General features: G+C 57.5%; 17 protein-coding genes. 6 read left to right on the top strand and 11 right to left on the bottom strand.

Annotated elements, in window-relative coordinates:
- Positions 1-218 precede the first annotated feature (218 nt).
- Together H6973_12240 and H6973_12245 are read right to left on the bottom strand one after the other, a co-directional pair.
- Positions 219-1,154, bottom strand: a complete 936-nt coding sequence (locus tag H6973_12240; GenBank protein ID MCP5126362.1) for an NADP-dependent oxidoreductase — start codon at positions 1,152-1,154, stop codon at positions 219-221.
- A gap of 54 nt (positions 1,155-1,208) precedes the next feature.
- Positions 1,209-1,841 carry an arylesterase gene (locus H6973_12245; GenBank protein ID MCP5126363.1) on the bottom strand — a complete coding sequence of 211 codons (633 nt, stop codon included), beginning with the start codon at positions 1,839-1,841 and terminating at the stop codon, positions 1,209-1,211.
- A gap of 23 nt (positions 1,842-1,864) precedes the next feature.
- Between H6973_12245 and H6973_12250 the strand changes: the two genes are divergently transcribed.
- The 4 genes from H6973_12250 (at position 1,865) to H6973_12265 (ending at position 6,876) form a co-directional block, all read left to right on the top strand.
- Complete coding sequence (locus tag H6973_12250; GenBank protein ID MCP5126364.1) at positions 1,865-2,611, top strand: ABC transporter ATP-binding protein; 747 nt, start codon at positions 1,865-1,867, stop codon at positions 2,609-2,611.
- Between the two features lie 93 nt (positions 2,612-2,704).
- Positions 2,705-5,698 (top strand): hypothetical protein, encoded by a 2,994-nt coding sequence (locus H6973_12255; GenBank protein MCP5126365.1) that lies wholly within the window; start codon positions 2,705-2,707, stop codon positions 5,696-5,698.
- 135 nt (positions 5,699-5,833) lie between these two features.
- Positions 5,834-6,034, top strand: a complete 201-nt coding sequence (locus H6973_12260; protein ID MCP5126366.1) for a hypothetical protein — start codon at positions 5,834-5,836, stop codon at positions 6,032-6,034.
- Between the two features lie 74 nt (positions 6,035-6,108).
- Positions 6,109-6,876, top strand: coding sequence for a hypothetical protein (locus H6973_12265; GenBank protein ID MCP5126367.1), 768 nt, complete (start codon positions 6,109-6,111; stop codon positions 6,874-6,876).
- A 12-nt stretch (positions 6,877-6,888) separates the two neighbouring features.
- On the opposite strand, the gene H6973_12270 is transcribed toward H6973_12265, so the two are convergent.
- The 7 genes from H6973_12270 to H6973_12300 form a co-directional block, all read right to left on the bottom strand.
- Entirely contained in the window at positions 6,889-8,052 is a 1,164-nt protein-coding gene (locus H6973_12270) for a 3-phosphoglycerate dehydrogenase (GenBank protein MCP5126368.1), read from the bottom strand.
- 82 nt (positions 8,053-8,134) lie between these two features.
- Positions 8,135-9,214 (bottom strand): 3-phosphoserine/phosphohydroxythreonine transaminase, encoded by a 1,080-nt coding sequence (serC, locus tag H6973_12275; protein MCP5126369.1) that lies wholly within the window; start codon positions 9,212-9,214, stop codon positions 8,135-8,137.
- A gap of 85 nt (positions 9,215-9,299) precedes the next feature.
- Positions 9,300-9,878: a TerD family protein gene (locus tag H6973_12280; protein ID MCP5126370.1), complete on the bottom strand. Its 579-nt coding sequence runs from the start codon at positions 9,876-9,878 to the stop codon at positions 9,300-9,302.
- Positions 9,879-9,912: 34 nt separating this feature from the next.
- A complete protein-coding gene (locus tag H6973_12285; GenBank protein ID MCP5126371.1) occupies positions 9,913-10,488 on the bottom strand; it encodes a TerD family protein in 576 nt (191 codons plus the stop codon).
- A gap of 89 nt (positions 10,489-10,577) precedes the next feature.
- Positions 10,578-11,033, bottom strand: coding sequence for a tellurite resistance TerB family protein (locus H6973_12290; protein ID MCP5126372.1), 456 nt, complete (start codon positions 11,031-11,033; stop codon positions 10,578-10,580).
- 47 nt (positions 11,034-11,080) lie between these two features.
- Entirely contained in the window at positions 11,081-12,307 is a 1,227-nt protein-coding gene (locus H6973_12295) for a TerD family protein (GenBank protein ID MCP5126373.1), read from the bottom strand.
- A 20-nt stretch (positions 12,308-12,327) separates the two neighbouring features.
- Positions 12,328-12,930: a TerD family protein gene (locus H6973_12300; GenBank protein MCP5126374.1), complete on the bottom strand. Its 603-nt coding sequence runs from the start codon at positions 12,928-12,930 to the stop codon at positions 12,328-12,330.
- Between the two features lie 151 nt (positions 12,931-13,081).
- On the opposite strand from H6973_12300, the gene H6973_12305 reads away from it, so the two are divergent.
- Positions 13,082-15,160 (top strand): sel1 repeat family protein, encoded by a 2,079-nt coding sequence (locus H6973_12305; GenBank protein MCP5126375.1) that lies wholly within the window; start codon positions 13,082-13,084, stop codon positions 15,158-15,160.
- Positions 15,161-15,219: 59 nt separating this feature from the next.
- On the opposite strand, the gene H6973_12310 is transcribed toward H6973_12305, so the two are convergent.
- The gene (locus H6973_12310; GenBank protein MCP5126376.1) at positions 15,220-15,627 is read right to left on the bottom strand and encodes a hypothetical protein; all 408 of its coding nucleotides are present in this window, start codon (positions 15,625-15,627) and stop codon (positions 15,220-15,222) included.
- An 84-nt stretch (positions 15,628-15,711) separates the two neighbouring features.
- On the opposite strand from H6973_12310, the gene H6973_12315 reads away from it, so the two are divergent.
- Positions 15,712-17,412: a sulfatase-like hydrolase/transferase gene (locus H6973_12315; protein ID MCP5126377.1), complete on the top strand. Its 1,701-nt coding sequence runs from the start codon at positions 15,712-15,714 to the stop codon at positions 17,410-17,412.
- On the opposite strand, the gene H6973_12320 is transcribed toward H6973_12315, so the two are convergent.
- Positions 17,345-17,932 carry a Uma2 family endonuclease gene (locus H6973_12320; protein ID MCP5126378.1) on the bottom strand — a complete coding sequence of 196 codons (588 nt, stop codon included), beginning with the start codon at positions 17,930-17,932 and terminating at the stop codon, positions 17,345-17,347. The genes H6973_12315 and H6973_12320 overlap by 68 nt on opposite strands.
- Between the last annotated feature and the right edge of the window lie 165 nt (positions 17,933-18,097).

Here is an 18,097-nt window from a genome sequence, read left to right on the forward strand (position 1 = left end):
ATGCGGGGTTCTCCTCGGTTTTGCTGGAATCTATTAAGGGTATTATGCGCCGCTTGGCGTCAGGATTGAAACCAGGTTGTCTTGCGATCAGCGCTCTCCTGACCAAATTCCTCGCCATGCAGACGGTGCTTGGTGCTTATTGACTTTAATAATTAAATTTTAATACTGAGCCTGTATCCAAAGAGAAGCCAGGGGGAATTTCAGGCCGAGCGCCGCCCTTAGTCAGCGACGCGCAGAACAATTTTGCCGCGCGCGTGCCCTCCCTGGCTGATGACATGGGCTTGACGCACTTGCTTGAGCGGCAATACGGTATGGATAATTGGCTTTATGCGTCCTTCGTCAATTAACCGGGCGATGGCGGTCAGTTGCTCGCCGCTGGGCTTAATAAACACGAAGGCGCTGCGCACGCGGTGCTTGACGGCGATCGCTTCCGGCGGCGGGTCCACCACGGACACCAGGATGCCGCCGGGTTTCAACACCGGCCAGGAACGCTCCTGCGTATCGCCGCCGATGGTGTCGAACACCACATCTACGTTTTTGACGACCTCTTCGAAGGGAACTTGCGTATAGTCGATGAACTGATCCGCGCCCAATTGCGTCACCAGTCCGGTATTCATTGCTGAAGCTGTGGCAATGACACGAGCGCCCAGCGCCTTGGCCAGTTGCACCGCCAGGCTGCCGACGCCGCCGGCCGCGGCGTGGATCAACACGGTTTGACCGGCCTGCAACTGGGCGGCGTCTACCAGCGACTGCCAGGCGGTTAAGGCCGTCAGCGGCACGGCGGCGGCGTGGACATGATCCAGTGTGGCCGGTTTGCGAGCCGCTTCGCTGGCCTTGACGGCGATGAACTCGGCATAAGCGCCGTCACGTTCAATATCCGGGCGAGCATACACCGCATCGCCAATGGCAAACTCATTGACTGCGGCGCCAAGGGCTACGACCTCACCGGACACATCCCAGCCCAGGGTCAACGGCAGGGTATGATGGAGGATGTTTTGCAACCAACCCTCGCGGATTTTCCAGTCCACGGGATTGACCGCCGCCGCCTGGACCTTAATCAGTAGATCATCCGGGTTGAGCGAAGGCAGGGGGACATCCTCTTCATAGTGCAGCATCTCGGGACCGCCATAGGTATGGATGCGCACAGCATGCATGGTAGTGGGCGTCATTCAGGCATCGCTCCATGGGTTTTGATTTGCGAAAAACTACTACTTCAACACACTTTCCAAAACTTTCCAGACATTTTCCAGAATCCGGGGTTGTCCCTCGGCGCGCGGGTGTAAGCCATCGTCCTGAATCAGCGCCGGATTGCCTGCAACGCCATCCAGCATAAAAGGAATTAAGAGGATAGCGTAACGCTGCGCCAGTTCGCCAAAGGTCGCCTGAAACTTTTGCGTGTACAGAGGGCCATAATTCGGCGGAATGCGCATTTCGGCCAGGAGCGCCTGGGCGCCCGCTTGTTGCGAAAGTTCGATCATCTGCGCCAGATTATGGTTCATGACCATCGGCGGTTGTCCGCGCAGTCCATCGTTTGCGCCGAGTTCCAAAATGATTAAAGCGGGGCGGTGCCGTTCCAGCGCCGCTGGCAACCGGCTGAGACCCCCGCTGGTCGTATCGCCGCTGATGCTGGCGTTGACGACTTGGTGTGGATAGCCGCGCTCCGCCAACCGGCGTTGCAACAAACTCACCCAGCCCTGTTCAGCCGGAATGCCATAGGCAGCGCTCAGGCTGTCACCGAATACCAGAATAACCGGCGCTTCAGCGTGAACCGGAGCCATGCACAAGACCGCCAGCCATAACAGCGCAACTGGAAACCAACGTGAGCAATTCGTCTTTTTCATCTGTGGAGAGCCTGGCCATGCGTATGGATCATGATTCGGAAGCGGGCAGTGGCGTAAACGTAGCCGCCCGGTCGACATCGGACAACCCGGTCGCTGAGACGATTATTCGAGTTGAAGACCTGGGCAAACAGGTAACCAGCCCGGAAGGTCCATTGACCATCCTTGACGCTCTTCATTTTAACATTTTCAAAGGCGAAAGCGTCGCGGTGGTCGGCGCATCCGGGTCGGGCAAGTCGACGCTGCTCGGGCTGCTTGCCGGTCTGGATGCCCCGACGCAGGGCCGAGTGTGGCTGGCGGGGGTGAATTTAAACAGTCTGGATGAAGATGGGCGCGCTTTATTGCGGGCGCAGCGAGTGGGCTTTGTATTCCAGTCCTTTCAATTGCTGACCGGACTGACCGCCCTGGAAAATATCATGCTACCGCTGGAGCTGGCCGGACAAGCCGATGCCCGCCAGCAGGCGCTGGAGTTGCTGGAACGGGTTGGATTACAGGCCCGCGCCCGGCATTATCCCTCGCAGCTGTCAGGAGGCGAACAGCAACGGGTGGCCATCGCCCGCGCTTTCGCCGGTCGTCCCGATGTGTTGTTTGCTGATGAACCGACCGGTAATCTCGATCAAAAGACTGGTCATCGCATCATCGAATTGCTGTTCGCCCTCAATCGCGAACAGGGCGCGACCCTGGTGCTGGTCACGCATGATCAGGAACTGGCGGCATATTGCGACCGGGTGCTGGAACTGGATGATGGACGAATGCGTGAACCGGAAGGATAGGGCTAGTGAGAGGTTGTCGAAAACTCGGTTCTCGTTTTATCAAAGACTTATTGCTTAAATCAATCATTTTGACAACACCGGGAGAGCCTTCTGATGAGTTCGCGCGCCGCATCCAGCCTTCCCCGCCAACTTCCGCTACATATTCATATCGCGACCTTGTTTATTGCTTTGATCCTGTTACTCGGTGGAGCGGTCATCTGGAATAGCTATGTCAAGACGACCCATCTGATGCTGCATACCGCCGATGAGCGCTTTAAGCGAATCGCCGACCGTACTGCTCAGCAACTCCACAACTTGTTCACTCCCGTCGCAATCGCGGTCGACCTGCTGGCCTGGCAACAACTGGCGCTGGCAACATCACTGGAAGAGCGATTGCATAGTCTTCCTTACTTGCGTGAAATCCTGCTGCAATCCGAGCATCTGTCCGCCCTGTTCATCGGCTATGATGACGGGGATTTCTTTCTGCTGCGTCCATTGCCGGTCAACTCGCCACTCCGTGCTGCATTCGACGCCCCAGAATCGGCCCACTACCTAGTGCAGAGCGTGGAGCGCGCCGCGGTGGGCGCGGCGATCGGAACCTTCCTGTTCTACGATGCCCGGTTAAACCTGCTACGCCGCGATGCTCGACCTGATTACGTTTTCGATCCGCGTGAGCGACCTTGGCGCCAATTAGCGCTTGGCCGAACCGGCCGGGTCTATACCGAACCCTATCTGTTCTTCACCACCCGTGAGGTTGGCGCGACCCTGGCCCGGCGCACCGCAACAGGCGCGGCGGTGGTTGGCGCTGATCTCACTTTGCATGAAATTTCCACCGTGCTGGCCGCCAGCCGCTTTCTGCCTGGCGCCCAACTGGCGCTGTTCGATGACCGTTATCAGGTCATTGCTTATCCGGAGCCGGAACGACTCCTTTATCGGGTCAAGGGGCAAGAACCACGCTTGGCTCTTCTGTCCGAACTCAAAGAACCGGTGTTGACTGATCTGGAAAATGACCTGCGCGATCCCAGCAAACGCCCAGCACAACTCCAATCGGATGGCTTTGAACTGGAAAGCGCCGGTCAGACCTGGCGCGGACAGGTCAAAACCCTAATCACTCAGGATGGTAAGCCGCTCTATCTGGCGGTGGCCGTACCCCAAAGTGAGTTATTGGCGGACGCCGTGCGCATCCGCAATCAATCGGTGCTAATCGCGGCCGGTCTGGTGCTGATGGCGTTGCCAATCACTTGGTTACTGGCGCGGCGCATCGCCCGACACCTGAAAAATCTGGTGGGAGAGACCGCGCATATCCGCCACTTTCAGTTCCAGGAACCAATCGCCGTGCGCTCCATCATTACTGAGGTCAACCAACTGGCCGAGGCCATGTCGCTGATGAAGTCCACTATTCGCCGCTTTCTGGACATCAGCGCGGCGCTGGCGGCGGAACAGCACTTTGAGCGCTTGCTGGACCGGGTGTTGGCCGAAACCCTGGCGCTGGCCCAGGCGGATGCCGGTCTGCTGTTACTGGTCAGTGACGATGAACGCGAATTGCAACCTGCAGCAGCCCGGTTACGCGATGAGACCCATCCAATCAATATAACCCGGTTTACGGCGCTACCGTTGGCCGACCCGATGCCACACCCACTGATCCAGGAGATTCACGCCACGGCTCCGCAAATTCGCCCGCTAACAGCCAGTGAACCGCTGACTGATTATCTTGCGCCGTTGACCGGTTCACTGACGGAGCGCGCCGGCCAGTTGATTATCGTGCCGTTGCGCAATCGTCAGGAGGAGCCGGTTGGCATGCTGGCGCTGTTGAAGTTCCAGTCAGCCGATGCCAGTGATGGCGTTTCCCCGGAATTACTAGCGTTCATCGCCGCTCTGTCCGGCGCTTCGGCGGTTTCCATCGAAAATCAGAGGTTGTTGCACGCCCAGAAAAACCTGTTTGAAGCCTTCATTCGCTTGTTAGCCGACGCCATTGACGCCAAGAGTCCCTACACCGGTGGTCACTGCGCCCGAGTGCCGGAACTGACCAAATTGCTGGCGCAAGCGGCTTGCACCGCTCAAGAGGGACCGTTTTGCAGCTTTTCCCTGAGCGCAGTGGAATGGGAGGAACTGCATGTTGCCTGTTGGCTGCACGATTGCGGCAAGATCACGACCCCCGAGTACGTGGTGGACAAGGCCACCAAGCTGGAGACGATCCATGATCGGATTCACGAAGTGCGCATGCGTTTCGAGGTGCTCAAACGCGATGCCGAGATCGCCTGCTGGCGGCAGATCGCCGCGAGTGGCGATGCCGAATCCCTACAGGCGGATCTACAGAGGCAATGGCAGACGCTGGACGAAGAATTTGCATTCATCGCCGGATGCAATCAGGGCGGCGAGTTCATGGGGCCGGAACAGGTCGCCCGGGTCAGGCAGATCGCAGAACGAACCTGGCTGCGCACTCTCGACGACCGATTGGGATTGTCGCATGAGGAACTGACCCGGAAGGAACACGCGCCTGCTCAGCCATTGCCCGTTGTTGAACCACTCCTAGCGGATAAGCCCGAACACCGTTTCGCTCGCGGTCCGCAGGATTGCATCGAGCCGAATAATCCCTGGGGATTTCGGTTAAGCATGCCAGAATGGCTGTACGATCGAGGGGAATTGCACAGTCTGTGCATCAGTCGTGGCACCCTGACCGGAGAAGAACGCTACAAGATCAACGAACATATCGTGCAGACGATCATCATGCTGTCGCGACTGCCCTTTCCCAAGCCTTTGCGGCGGGTGCCGGAAATCGCCGGAGGCCATCATGAAAAAATGGACGGGACCGGTTATCCCAAGCGCCTGCATCGCGAGCAGATGAGCCTGCCGGCGCGGATGATGGCGATTGCCGATATCTTCGAGGCGCTGACCGCGATCGACCGGCCCTACAAATCAGGGAAAACCCTGTCCGAGTCGTTACAAATCATGGCCCGGATGCGCGATGAACAGCACATTGACACGGCATTGTTCGAGTTATTCCTGCGCTCTGGCGTTTACCGCCAATACGCCGAACGCTTCCTGCAACCCGGACAGATTGATGAGGTGCACATCGAAGATTATCTGGCTAGGGAAAGAGAGGAATAAACGTGGATCGGTTTTTCGGTTGCGGTTTAGCCTATCGCCCACAGCGATCTTGAACGATCGATTCTGTCATTCGGGTCTGCATGATGTATATTTGAATGGTCGAACATGATCCGCCAAACATCAGGAGCATTCGCCATGAAACCCTACCTTATCATCGTGGAAGATCCCAGTTCCGATAAATTGCTTAATGTCGCAATGATCCAGGCTGACAGCGAGCAACAGGCAGAGACTCAAGCCCGACAACTCTTTCCCAACCTGCCCGAACAGGATCTTTGTGTGTACGATGTCCATGAATTGAATCACGACTATCCTGATGGCTGGACCTATCAGGATTAAATGTTTTTCCTCCGGTCAGCGGCGTTTATGACCGGTCCAGGCGATTCATTGAGTAACCAATAGAGAGTTGCTGCATGGATACCCCCATCGCTGAAACCGAAGACAACGCCGCGGCTGGTATGTCCTATGTTTTGAAGGAGGAAGCCCAACTTGCGCAGATCTGGACTGCCCAGGATCAAACCGAACACGAACGCATTATCCGGGAAATCGTTGACCGATTCAGTGGCGTGCGCCAGCATCTTGAAGGGATACGCGCCCGCGCTGATACTGCGTGGGAGCGGTTTATTACCCTGACCCTGGAGCGCATACTCTCGGACCATCTTCGTAAATTTCTCGATGAGATCGGGGACGAGATGCAAACCGTGACCCAGCAGCTGACCGAGGTCGATTGCGAGATGGACCGGATTCGGGCGCGGATTTACGACCGGCGGCGCGTACTGGCGGAGAAGATGACTTTACTGGAGTCATTGGCGCATCGCACCTCGACCCAGAACCATTTGGGCATGATGCTGGCTCGGGTCGAGGGGTTGGAAGCTTATCTACTAGGCAGAAAGGATGTACCCGTACAATCCTACGACCTGCATTATAAGCGGCATACCAATGCGCCGGGTGATCTGTTGTACCTGCGGGTGCGGTTATTGACGACGCGCATTGCCATCGTCGCTGCTAACCGCAGCCGGTACCTGGGCGAACTCGATACCGGGCTGACCGAATCGTTGCTCGAGGTTGAGCACCTCAAGATCAATCTGGCGGCGTTTACCGCACGGATCGAATGCATGAGCGAAATGTCCCGCTATTGGCTGGCCTATCTCGATATTGCCACGGAAAACCCCGATTCCTAAAGACTGCTCTGCTTACAAAATCCGTATTCCCAGCACGCCTTGTACTTCAGCAATTTCTGCCGCCACGGTTTCCGGCACGGGTCCATCGGTATCAACCAGAGTGCAGGCAATTTCGCCGCGTGATTTATTGAGCATATCCAGAATGTTGATGCCCGCCATGGAAATCGCCTTGGAGATTCGCTCGATCATGTGCGGGACGTTGGCATTGACAATCGCTAGCCGCGGGCCGCCGTTGCGCGGCATCGCTACTTCTGGGAAATTCACGGAATTATGCACGACCCCGTTTTCCAGATAATCGCGCACCTGATCTGCGACCATGATTGCGCAATTATCCTCAGCTTCAGCGGTGGAAGCGCCTAAATGCGGCAGCATGATCACCCGGGGATGATCCTTTAACCGGCTGGTGGGAAAATCACAAACGTAGGACTTGAGCTTACCGGCCTGTAACGCTTCAAACAGCGCCTCCTCATCCACTACGCCCTCTCGGGAAAAGTTCAACAGGGTGAGTCCGGGCCGGCTGTTTTGCAAAAACTGGCGGTTGATCAAGTGACGGGTCGCGTCGTTCAATGGAACGTGCAAGGTAATGAAATCGGCCTGCGCCGCCATCTCGTTCACGCTCAACACCTGCTCGACCTGCGAGGAGAGTTGCCAGGCGTTGCTGACGGTAATGTGCGGGTCATAACCGATCACCCGCATCCCCAGCGCCCGGGCGGCGTTGGCGACCTTGACGCCAATCGCGCCCAGCCCGATCACGCCTAACGTGCGGTTGGGCAGTTCAATCCCGACAAATTGCTTTTTGCCGGATTCGACCTGTTTGGATAATGTCGCGTCATCACCTTGCAGGTTGCGCGCGTAGTCCCAGGCGGCGCAGATGTTGCGCGCCGACAGCAACATGCCGGCGATGACCAGTTCCTTCACGGCATTGGCGTTAGCGCCGGGGGCGTTGAATACGCAGATGCCTTTGGCGGTCATCTGGGGAACCGGGATGTTATTGACACCGGCGCCGGCCCGTCCAATCGCCTTGAGACTGGCGGGAACCGGCCAGTCATGCATCTTGAAGGAACGCAGTAATACGGCGTCGGGGTTTTGGATTTCCGAAGCGATCTCATAGCGGTCACGAGGAAGGCGTTCCAGGCCGGAAACACTGATATTGTTTAAAGTCAGAATCTTGTACATCGTCTTGAAATCGGGTTGGGTAATAAAGTTGGGTAAAAAGAGACACCCTCGCCCTTGGTAGACGAGGGGGAAGTGAGGGTAATCAACCCTGTCGCTTCTGAAAATCCGCCATGAAATCGACGAGCGTCTGGACGCCTTCTCTCGGCATAGCGTTGTAGATGCTGGCGCGCATCCCGCCGACCGAGCGGTGACCGGCCAAGGTCAACAGCCCGGCGCTCTTCGCTTCGGCCAGGAACGGCTTGTCCAATGCCGCGTCGGGTAGAGTGAACGGCACATTCATCCAGGAACGGTAGACGGGATCGACCGGGTTTTTGTAGAAATCGGACTCGTCGATCGCCTTGTACAGCAAATCGGCCTTGGCTTTGTTTCGCTCGCCCATCGCCGTCAGGCCGCCTTGCGCTTTCAGCCATTGGAACACCAGCCCAGCGATGTACCAGGCATAAGTCGGCGGGGTGTTGTACATCGACCCCTCCTTGGCCATGGCCGCATAATCCAGCATGGTGGGCGTTCCAGCGGCTGTCTGACCCATCAAGTCTTCACGAACAATGACGATGGTCAAACCTGCCGGGCCGATGTTCTTCTGCGCGCCGGCGTAGATCACGCCAAACTTGCTGACATCAATCGGGCGCGACAGCAGGGTAGACGAGAAATCCGCCGCCAGAGGGACGCCCGCCTCGGGAACCGTGTGCATTTCAACGCCATTGATCGTCTCATTCGGCGTGTAGTGCAGGTAGGCGGCTTCGGGGTCGCATTTCCAGCCGTCCTGGGCCGGGACTGTAGTGAAGTTGACCGCTTCAGAGCTGGCGGCGACGTTGACCTGGCAGAATTTTTTGGCTTCCGAAATGGCTTTTTTCGACCATTGCCCGGTATTGAGATAATCCGCTTTGTTCTTGCCGCGCAACAGGTTCATGGGAACCATGGCGAACTGGCTGGAAGCGCCGCCTTGCAGGAACAGCACCTTGTAATGGGCCGGAATGTTGAGTAGTTCGCGCAGGTCCGCCTCGGCCTGTTCGGCGATCGAGACAAATTCCTTGCCGCGATGGCTCATTTCCATCACCGACATGCCGGAACTGCGCCAGTCGAGCATCTCGGCTTTGGCCTGTTCCAGAACCGCCTCGGGGAGCATGGCGGGACCCGCGCTAAAATTATAGGGACGTGGCATTGTGAACATCCTTCATGACCGCAGGAAAACGCGGCGCATGGTAGCAGAAACTATACAACCCCGCCAGCGAGCGAAGGGTGGCTTCTTAGCCAAGATTCACGCCAAAATCCCTGGCCACCGCTGCCAACCCGCCGGCGTAACCCTGACCAATGGCCTTGAATTTCCACTCGTCATTGTTGCGGTAGAGTTCGCCAAAGATCATCGCCGTTTCCGTGGACGCATCCTCGGACAGATCGTAGCGGGCGATTTCCTGATCGCCGTCGGCATTCAGAGCACGGATGTAGGCATTGTTGACCTGGCCGAAGTTCTGCTTGCGAGCCTCGGCGTCATGGATGGTCACGACAAAGGATACTTTCGCCGCGTCAGGTGTCATTTTACCCAGCTCGATATCGATCACCTCATCGTCGCCTTCACCCTCGCCCGTGCGGTTATCGCCGCGATGCATGACTGCACCCGAAGGGTCCTGAGCATTGTTATAGAACACAAAATGTTGATCGCTCAGCACCTTGCCACTGCTGCTCAGCACGAAGGCGGACGCATCCAGGTCGAAGGCGCTGCCATCGGTCTTGCGCATTTCCCAGCCCAGGCCAAAGCGCGCTTTTTTCAGACCAGGCGCCTGCTTGCTCAACGAAACATTCTGACCTTTTTGCAAAGATATAGCCATCGTCGAATCTCCTGCCGTTTATAAGTAGCCCAACTTAAATATTGATGCCGTACTGGTTGCACATCGCTTTCAAGCCGCCAGCGTAGCCTTGGCCGACCGCCGTAAAGCGCCATTCACCGCTGTGCCGGTATAATTCGCCGAAGATCATCGCCGTTTCGGTCGAGGCGTCTTCCGCCAGATCGTAACGGGTGATTTCAGCATTAGTGTCAGCGTTGACGATCCGGATGTAGGCGTTGCCGACCTGACCGAAGTTTTGCTTGCGCTGGTCGGCTTCGTGAATCGTGACGGTGAAGGCGATTTTTTGCACATCGGCGGGGACTTTATTCAGATCAACCTTGATGACTTCATCGTCGCCCTCACCCGCGCCGGTCAGGTTATCACCGGTATGTTCAACTGAGCCACAGGACGATTTCAACTGGTTGTAGAAGATGAAATCAGCGTCCGAGCGCACCTTGCCATCGGCGCTCAGCATGAACGCCGAGGCGTCCAGGTCAAAATCGGCCCCATCCGTGGCGCGAGCGTCCCAACCCAGCCCGACCAGTACTTTGCTAAGACCTGGAGCTTCCTTGTTCAGCGAGAGCCGACCGCCTTTATTGAGGGAAATAGCCATGGAGTTTGTCCTCCTCTTCGTTATGGATTGCTTCGTTGCAGATGCAGCATCCGGGATGGAAGGTTCCTGAACGCGATCCCGGGGCGCGTTCAGGTCAAGTCGAAATCCTTGGGATTCAACCCCAATTCATTACAGATCGTGCGCACGGCCGCTTGCTCATTGCTGTCAAAATTACCATCGGAAGCGCCGACCGCGCAGCAAACCCGCACCATCAGCCGGGCCTCCGCATCCTTGCCCTTGAGCTTGGCGACTGCTTGCAAGGCGTTCGCCTGGCCAATTTGGTAATCAAACTCAAAATTTTTAGCGTACTTTTCGAAGATCGTAACCGCTTCGCTCACGTCGAAAACCGATAAGGCTTCGTGCGTGCGCAGAAACCCGATCATTTTCTGCTTTTCTTCCGGTTTTACCACGCCATCCGCGTGGGCAACAATGACGCAACCGGCGACCGTTGCTTCCAGAAATGTCTTGTTCCTGAACTTGGCGACCTCGGTTTTCATATTAGCGACCAGTTCGCTGGAACGTTGTTTCAACCATTCAAGAGCCATGCTTTATTCCTCCAGATGTGGAAAGTCTGAGAAAACGTGAATTGGATCTAATCCTTGGAACCCGCGACCCAGCGCAGACCAAAACCGTAAGCCTGGTCCAGGAAACGGTGATCCATGAAATATTCAACCAGCTTTGTGACCTTGATATTGCCGCCTTCGTTCTCCAACATCGCTAGGGCGCACATCCGCTGATCGTTGCGATGGCTATCCAGGTGGATTTCCAGGGTTGGCTGGTTCGGGGTCTGAATGGTCACGACTGCATCGGTCTCGGCCCAATTGGGAGCGCCTTCATAGATCAAGGCGAAGATGACGATCCGGTCCAATTGGTCCCATTGACGACCGTTGATGTGCAGAAATTCACCCTGGGCGCTGGCGCCGCTGCGGTCATCGCCCATGAGCTGGATATAAGGCGGGTGTTGCAGATTGCCAAAGCTGTTGCCCAGCGCTTGCACCGCGCCGGCTCGGCCATCGCGCAGCTTGAACAGGCACCCCAGATCGAGGTCAATCTTGCCGCCGCCAGTCAATCGGCCAAAGAAACCCTTGCCGCCGCCCTGATTCCAGTTGAGATTAATGACCAGATCATCGAAACCGTGGCTTTTCTTCTCCAGGGAAATGCTGCTACCCTTCTTCTCCAGCGTGATCTTTTCCAGCCGGATCGGCTTGGCGGGAGCCGCAGGCGGCGGGGGAGCGGTGAGACGTGGCGTGGCGGCGGGCGGCGGGGGAGCGACTCCGGCGTCGTCGGCGACATCCACGCCATATTGTTTGGCCAGCGGCCCCAACCCGCCGACGAAGCCCTGACCCACGGCTCGGAATTTCCATTCGCTGTTGCGCAGATAGAACTCGCCGACGATCAGCGCAGTTTCCGGCATCGCCCGAGTTGTCAGCGGGAATGCCGCCAGTGTCGCCTGATTGCCCGCGTCACGAATCTCGGCGCGCACCTGAGTGAGTTGGCCAAACGATTGCCCGCGCTGTTGGCCTTGGTCGATGGTCAAGGCAATGACCATCCGTTCAATTCCCGCCGGGAGCTTGGCGAAGGTCACAGTGAAGGTTCGCCCATCTTCGGCGCGTTGAATGCCGCCGCCCGGCAAGGTCAACTGGTTGTAGAAGATGAAATCGTCATCGCTGCGCACCTTGCTTTGCGCATTCAGAGCAAAGGCGCTGGAATCCAGAGTCAACGGCGTATTGGCCGGTTCCCAGCTCAGGGCGATGGTGACCACGGCAGGTGCCGGACTGTGCTTGGTGATCGAGAAATTCTGACCAGGCTGCAATTCCATGATCCTGTCCCCGGTCAATCTCACAGGTAAGGCTGGAGCGCCGGCAGTAGATCATGGAAGGTGCGGCCTTCGGCTTGCTCGCCAATCGCTTGCATCTTCCATTCATTGTTGTGCCGATACAGCTTGGTCATAATCAGGCCAGTATGGTTGCCGCCCTCCAGCGATAAATCGAAACGGGCGACTTCGCTGCCGCTCGTATCGTCCACCAGTCGACAAGAAGCGTTGGGAATACCGGCAAAGCTCTCCCCACTAAAACTGTTGACCGTGAAAATCAACGCTTGGACGGGGGCGGGCACCCGGCTTAAGTCAATGGTGATCCGTTCATTATCTGCGCCAGTCTCGCCGCCACCGGAACGATCATCGCCGCTGTGGCGAATGGAGCCACAACGGCTTTCCAGTTGTCGAAACCACACGGTATCCACCAGATTGCCGCTAGCGTCGAACAACAGGCAGGAGGCGTCCAGGTCGACGGCCTCCTGGCGGGAGCCGCCGCCAAAGCCCAGGAAACCCTTGCTCTGGACCTGTTTCATGCCCCAGCCCAGGCCCATGACCACTCGGCTCAGGCCGCGCCCGGCTTCTTTATCCAGACTGATGCGCTGGCCTTTCTGTAGATTAATGCCCATTGGAAGATCCTCGCTGTGGTCGAGTCAATAATGACACAAGTTTTATAGGACTATAGTTTAGACGCCGGTTATGACAAATCGGAATTCAACATAAATTGCGATTGATAGCGAGAATTTCAAGGGAACCTGTTCGGATTTATTAGGAGGCGTTATGCGTAAAACGTTATTGTTATGGTCAGCAGCGATCCTGAGCGGCCTGGTTCAGGCTGCGGTTGCTCAGGACTTAGGAGTCAACAAATGGCAGGATGAAAAAGGCGTTTGGCATTATGGCGACGCCCGACTGGCGGCGCCTGGAGCAGCCACCAATACCGCTGCCGACGCCTACCAGCGCGGTGATTACGCGACCGCCTTTCAGGAGTACATGGTCTGGGCTAAGCAGGGTGATCCTCGCGCCCAGAATATGATCGGCCTGATGTATTTGCGTGGGCAAGGCGTCACGCGCAATCAGCGCACCGCTACTGAATGGTTGCGGCGAGCGGCCATGCAGGGCAATACCGATGCCCAGTTTCACTTGGGAATATTATACGCCAGCGATCCGACTATTGCGCCCAGCGAGAAGGAAGCGTCGTTCTGGCTGGTGCGCTCCGCTGATCGCGGCAATCCCGAGGCGCAATACGTGCTGGCCACCCAGTACGCGACCGGTAAGGGCATGAAGCGCGATGACAGTCAGGCGGCGAACTGGTATCTCAAGGCTGCTGAACAGGGCCATGCCATCGCCCAGTTTGAAATAGGAAACTTCTACGCCAGCGGGCGCGGCGTCTCCCGTAATGATAAAGAAGCGGTGCGCTGGTATGAGCAAGCCGCCCAGCAAGGCCATGCAGACGCTCAATTCAATCTTGGCGCCATGTTGGCTACGGGCCGCGGCGTAGCAGCCGTTAGCGATGAGGAGGCGGCGCACTGGTATCGCAAGGCGGCGGAGCAGAATCATGTCGAGGCCCAATATAATCTGGCGGTGCGCTATCTGAGCGGTCGTGGGGTAACCGCCAACGCCGGCGAGGCTTTCCGCTGGATGCGCAAGGCGGCGGAACAGGGGCTGGAAGTAGCTGAAATCACTGTTGGACGCTTATATGCCGAGGGCCAGGGCGTCGCCCGTAACGACGCCGAGGCTGTGCGCTGGTATCAAAAGGCTGCAGACCGCAATGCTCCACTGGCGCAATATTATCTGGGGCGAATGTACGCGGAGGGTCGCGGCGTTCCCCAGGATGAACGGCAGGCTTTGCTCTGGTTCCGTCGCGCCGCCGATCAGGATTTGCCTCTCGCGCAACTGGAACTGGCCGAGGGTTATTTGAACGGTCGCGGCGTCATTCTGGATGAAGCCAAAGGCATCCAGTTAATGGATCGGGCGGCGGCGGGCGGTAACGTCGAAGCTCAATTGCGCCTGGCGGGACGTTATCTGACTGGGAAAGGCGTGTCGCGCAGCGAAAAATTGGGTTTGGACTGGCTGAATAAAGCAGCCGAGCAGGGCCACGTTGAGGCGCAATATCAGTTAGGTGCTTACTATGCTAAAAAGGAACCGGATGGGCAAAACGAACGACTGGCCGCGGAATGGTATCGCAAGGCGGCGGAGCAGGGGCATGCTGTTAGCCAGGCGCAGTTGGCCCGGATGTACATGCGGGGCCTTGGCGTGTCGCAGGACGAACGGCAGGCCTTGCAGTGGTTCCGGCAAGCCGCGGAACAGGGTGATGCGGAATCGCAATTCAATCTGGGGACGTTTTACGCTAACGGCCGGGGAACGCTCCCAGATGATAAGCAAGCCGTGGTCTGGTTTCGCAAGGCGGCGGAACAGGGGGTGGCCGCTGCCCAATTGAACCTGGGGTTGATGTACGCGGATGGCCGAGGCGGATTGCCAAAGAACGAGAGCCAGGCAGCCGCATGGTATCGCAAAGCCGCTGAGCAGAATATGCCTTTGGCCCAGCTATTACTGGGTGTGCTGTACGCAACGGGGCGCGGCGCACCACGGGATGATCAACAGGCATTCGCCTGGTTCGAAAAGGCGGCTAACAACCGTCTGCCTGTGGCTCAATACGGACTGGGGATGCTATACAGCAATGGTCGCGGCGTGGAAACCGACTGGATTAAGGCCCATCTCTGGTTGGATCTGGCCGTGTCTGGCGGCTATGTAGGCGCCGCCCAACCGCTGGACTCGGTCGCCAGCCGGTTGAGCCAAACCGAGTTGGCGGAAGCCCGCCAGTTGGCGCAACAGTGGCGGATAGCGAATACCCTATACTAATAATAAGGCGCAGGTTCCCAGTTACACTTCAGGAATCGGGCGCTGCCGTTTGCGATGTCTTAATGTGCCTTGCGATCGGGGTCCAGCAAGTGTTGACCCAGGTTGCGGACGAACTCGTCCAGGCGCGTGGATTCCGTGTGCATGCGCTCGTTCATTTCCCGCAAGGCGGTGGACATCTGGTAGCTGCGAAACATGAGCTTTTCCAGATCGTCGGTTTGCCAGAGTTGATCAGTGTTGATTTCGGGACCGTTGTCGCTCAATGACACCGCACACCATTCGGGAATCCGGTAGAGCAGCACCGATTCCCGGTCGCTGGCCAGGCAGAGCGTCACGCCCACTTCGTATTTGCGTAGCACTGCTACGACTTCGTCGAGACAGTGCTGCATTTCTACGCTGGGCCGTTCGCCGGTTTGTTGAACATCATCTTCGCTGATAACAGTAGATGGTTCCTTGTCTACCCTGCTCATGAAATTCGCCTCCTGTCGTCGGGATCGGAAGAGTTAAAGCAGCGACAGGCTCTCTTGGTTGTTTACTCCAAACCGGTTTTTTTCATGCATAACCTGTCGCGATTCAGTATAAACGTTTTCCGGTGCGTACTGGCGGTCTTGCTGCTCAATTTGGCGTTGACCTTTCAGAACCTCTGGCCGACCGCCGGGGTGCGCTGGGTTCTGGAATTTTCGCTTGATTTGTTGGCGTTGTTGCTGGCGTTGAGTTTACTCATCGCCTGGCGCGGACCGCTCGGTCGCTGGGGTCGGGGGTTGCTACTCGGCGGCTTTATCATCCTGGTTCTGGTGCGGTACATCGACGTAGCCATGCCGGCATTGATGGGGCGCGCGATCCATTTATATTGGGACAGCCAGCATGTTCCCCAGGTTGCAGCCATGTTTCTGGACAGCGTGCCGATCTGGCAGTTGGTTTTGGGCGGGCTGGCGTTACTGGTCGGGTTCGGCGTCATGATAGCGATGTTGCGCTGGATGTTGGGCGCGATCCTGGCGACACTCGAACAACCGGTTGGGCGCTGGGTTGTCGGTGGTCTAGCGGTGATTTTACTGGCGGCATATAGCGCGGGCCGCTTGAGCGCGCGTTTGCCAACCGAATATTACTTTGCCTTGCCGGTGACCCCGGTGCTGGTTGAACAGATCGAACTGGCGCTGGAGGCGACCGTGTTTCGTAATCAGGGACGCATCGCTGCTCAATCACCGCTGCCGGCTTCCAATCTGGGTCGGTTGCAGGGTGGCGATCTGCTGGTGATGTTCTTCGAATCATACGGGGCGCTGGTTTTCGACGATCCCCGCTTTGCTAAGCCGTTGACCGGCGACTTCGCCGCATTGGAACAGGCGCTGGAACAGGCGGGTTGGCGGATGGCCTCGGCGCGAGTAGAGTCAAGCACCTTTGGCGGCCAATCCTGGCTGGCGCATTCCAGCCTGTTGTCCGGGTTACGGATTGCGGACCAGGGGGATTATCGGGAATTGCTCGCCACCGACCGGGCGACTCTGGCGCAATCCTTCGCCAAAGCGGGTTACCGAACAGTGGCGGTCATGCCAGGGTTGCGTTACCCGTGGCCGGAAGGGCGATTTTACCGGTTCGATAAGATTTATAATGCAGAACGATTGAACTATCGCGGCCCCGCCTATGGCTGGTGGGCGATTCCCGACCAGTACAGTCTGTATCGGATTCACCAGATTGAATTGGAACCGTTGGCGAATCGCGCGCCGCGCTTCATCTTTTTTCCGACGATCAACAGCCATGCGCCTTTTGCGCCCTTGCCGCCCTATCAGCCGGACTGGAGCGTTTTCGATGTGGCCGCTCATCAGGAAGCAGTATCCACAGCGACCAGGTCGGTCGAATTGAATGAGCGACTGGATGGGGCGGCGCTGGCTGCGGCTTATATCCAGAGCGTTCGCTATAACCTGGCTGTAGTAGGTGGTTATCTGCGCCAGTATGCGCCGCCGAATGCCTTGCTTATCGTGCTGGGCGATCATCAACCACCGGCGATTGTGGGGGGGCGGGACCTTTCCTGGCAGACGCCGGTGCATGTTTTTTCGCGTGACCCGGCGTTGCTGGAGCGCTTTGTGGCGCGAGGATTTCAATCGGGCATGAGACCGGGACCGACTTTATTCGGTGGAATTGAACGAGTGGGGCCGTTGTTGCTGGAAGTGTTGGATGAAGTAAACCACGCAAACCTCAATCTGCCGCCGGTTCCCACAGCGCGCCCAATTCCAGACCGATATCCGCGAACGGCTCCACGCTGACGATGGCCTCGTCCTGGAACAGTCCGATCACCGTCCAGCGCTCTTCCCGCAAGGCGAACGCTTCAAGGGTTCGTGCCACGGGATCGACCAGCCACAGGTACGACACGCCATAACGGGCATAAACCGGCATCTTGGTGAAGCGATCCTTGCGCGCGGTCGAGGGCGAGACAATTTCGCAGACCCAATCCGGGACGACATTGAAACGATGATCGTTGGGCAGGCGGGGCATCCGCTCCCGCCGCCAACCCGCAAGATCGGGAACAAGAACTTCGGTGTCGCGGATGAAATGTAGTTCCGGTTCATCGAGAATCCACCAGCCCCCTGGCCCGCCGCGCCCCCGGTGATAGGCTGAGCCGATGTCCATGGTCAACGCTGAACCCGCTAATCCATGGCGACCCGTCGGGCGGGCCTGGGTATATAACCAGCCATTGATAATTTCACCGGTGAGATTCTCCGGCAGAGCTTCGAGTTGCGCATACAGGTCTTCTGGCGGCGTCGCTATTTTCATCACAGCGGACATGGGAGACTCCGGTTTGATCCAGGGTTGTTGCGGCTTTCCTCGTATTGTAGCGCAACCGGGCGAGGGCCATTGCCGTGGGTTCCCACAACGCGCCCAATTCTAGGCCGAATCGGAATGTTGGGTGGGGATTGATGTCGCCAAGGCATATCTGGACGTGGTGATCTG

The organism is Gammaproteobacteria bacterium, assembly GCA_024235095.1.
Classification (GTDB): domain Bacteria; phylum Pseudomonadota; class Gammaproteobacteria; order Competibacterales; family Competibacteraceae; genus UBA2383.

Bases quoted from the DNA above. Each gene is read 5' to 3' on its own strand.
- serC (MCP5126369.1), bottom strand. From the start codon at position 9,214: ATGCCACGTCCCTATAATTTTAGCGCGGGTCCCGCCATGCTCCCCGAG.
- H6973_12240 (MCP5126362.1), bottom strand. From the start codon at position 1,154: ATGCATGCTGTGCGCATCCATACCTATGGCGGTCCCGAGATGCTGCAC.
- H6973_12270 (MCP5126368.1), bottom strand. From the start codon at position 8,052: ATGTACAAGATTCTGACTTTAAACAATATCAGTGTTTCCGGCCTGGAA.
- H6973_12300 (MCP5126374.1), bottom strand. From the start codon at position 12,930: ATGGGCATTAATCTACAGAAAGGCCAGCGCATCAGTCTGGATAAAGAA.
- H6973_12245 (MCP5126363.1), bottom strand. From the start codon at position 1,841: ATGAAAAAGACGAATTGCTCACGTTGGTTTCCAGTTGCGCTGTTATGG.
- H6973_12285 (MCP5126371.1), bottom strand. From the start codon at position 10,488: ATGGCTATTTCCCTCAATAAAGGCGGTCGGCTCTCGCTGAACAAGGAA.
- H6973_12260 (MCP5126366.1), top strand. From the start codon at position 5,834: ATGAAACCCTACCTTATCATCGTGGAAGATCCCAGTTCCGATAAATTG.
- H6973_12290 (MCP5126372.1), bottom strand. From the start codon at position 11,033: ATGGCTCTTGAATGGTTGAAACAACGTTCCAGCGAACTGGTCGCTAAT.
- H6973_12250 (MCP5126364.1), top strand. From the start codon at position 1,865: ATGGATCATGATTCGGAAGCGGGCAGTGGCGTAAACGTAGCCGCCCGG.
- H6973_12265 (MCP5126367.1), top strand. From the start codon at position 6,109: ATGGATACCCCCATCGCTGAAACCGAAGACAACGCCGCGGCTGGTATG.
- H6973_12295 (MCP5126373.1), bottom strand. From the start codon at position 12,307: ATGGAATTGCAGCCTGGTCAGAATTTCTCGATCACCAAGCACAGTCCG.
- H6973_12310 (MCP5126376.1), bottom strand. From the start codon at position 15,627: ATGAGCAGGGTAGACAAGGAACCATCTACTGTTATCAGCGAAGATGAT.
- H6973_12255 (MCP5126365.1), top strand. From the start codon at position 2,705: ATGAGTTCGCGCGCCGCATCCAGCCTTCCCCGCCAACTTCCGCTACAT.
- H6973_12280 (MCP5126370.1), bottom strand. From the start codon at position 9,878: ATGGCTATATCTTTGCAAAAAGGTCAGAATGTTTCGTTGAGCAAGCAG.
- H6973_12320 (MCP5126378.1), bottom strand. From the start codon at position 17,932: ATGTCCGCTGTGATGAAAATAGCGACGCCGCCAGAAGACCTGTATGCG.
- H6973_12315 (MCP5126377.1), top strand. From the start codon at position 15,712: ATGCATAACCTGTCGCGATTCAGTATAAACGTTTTCCGGTGCGTACTG.
- H6973_12305 (MCP5126375.1), top strand. From the start codon at position 13,082: ATGCGTAAAACGTTATTGTTATGGTCAGCAGCGATCCTGAGCGGCCTG.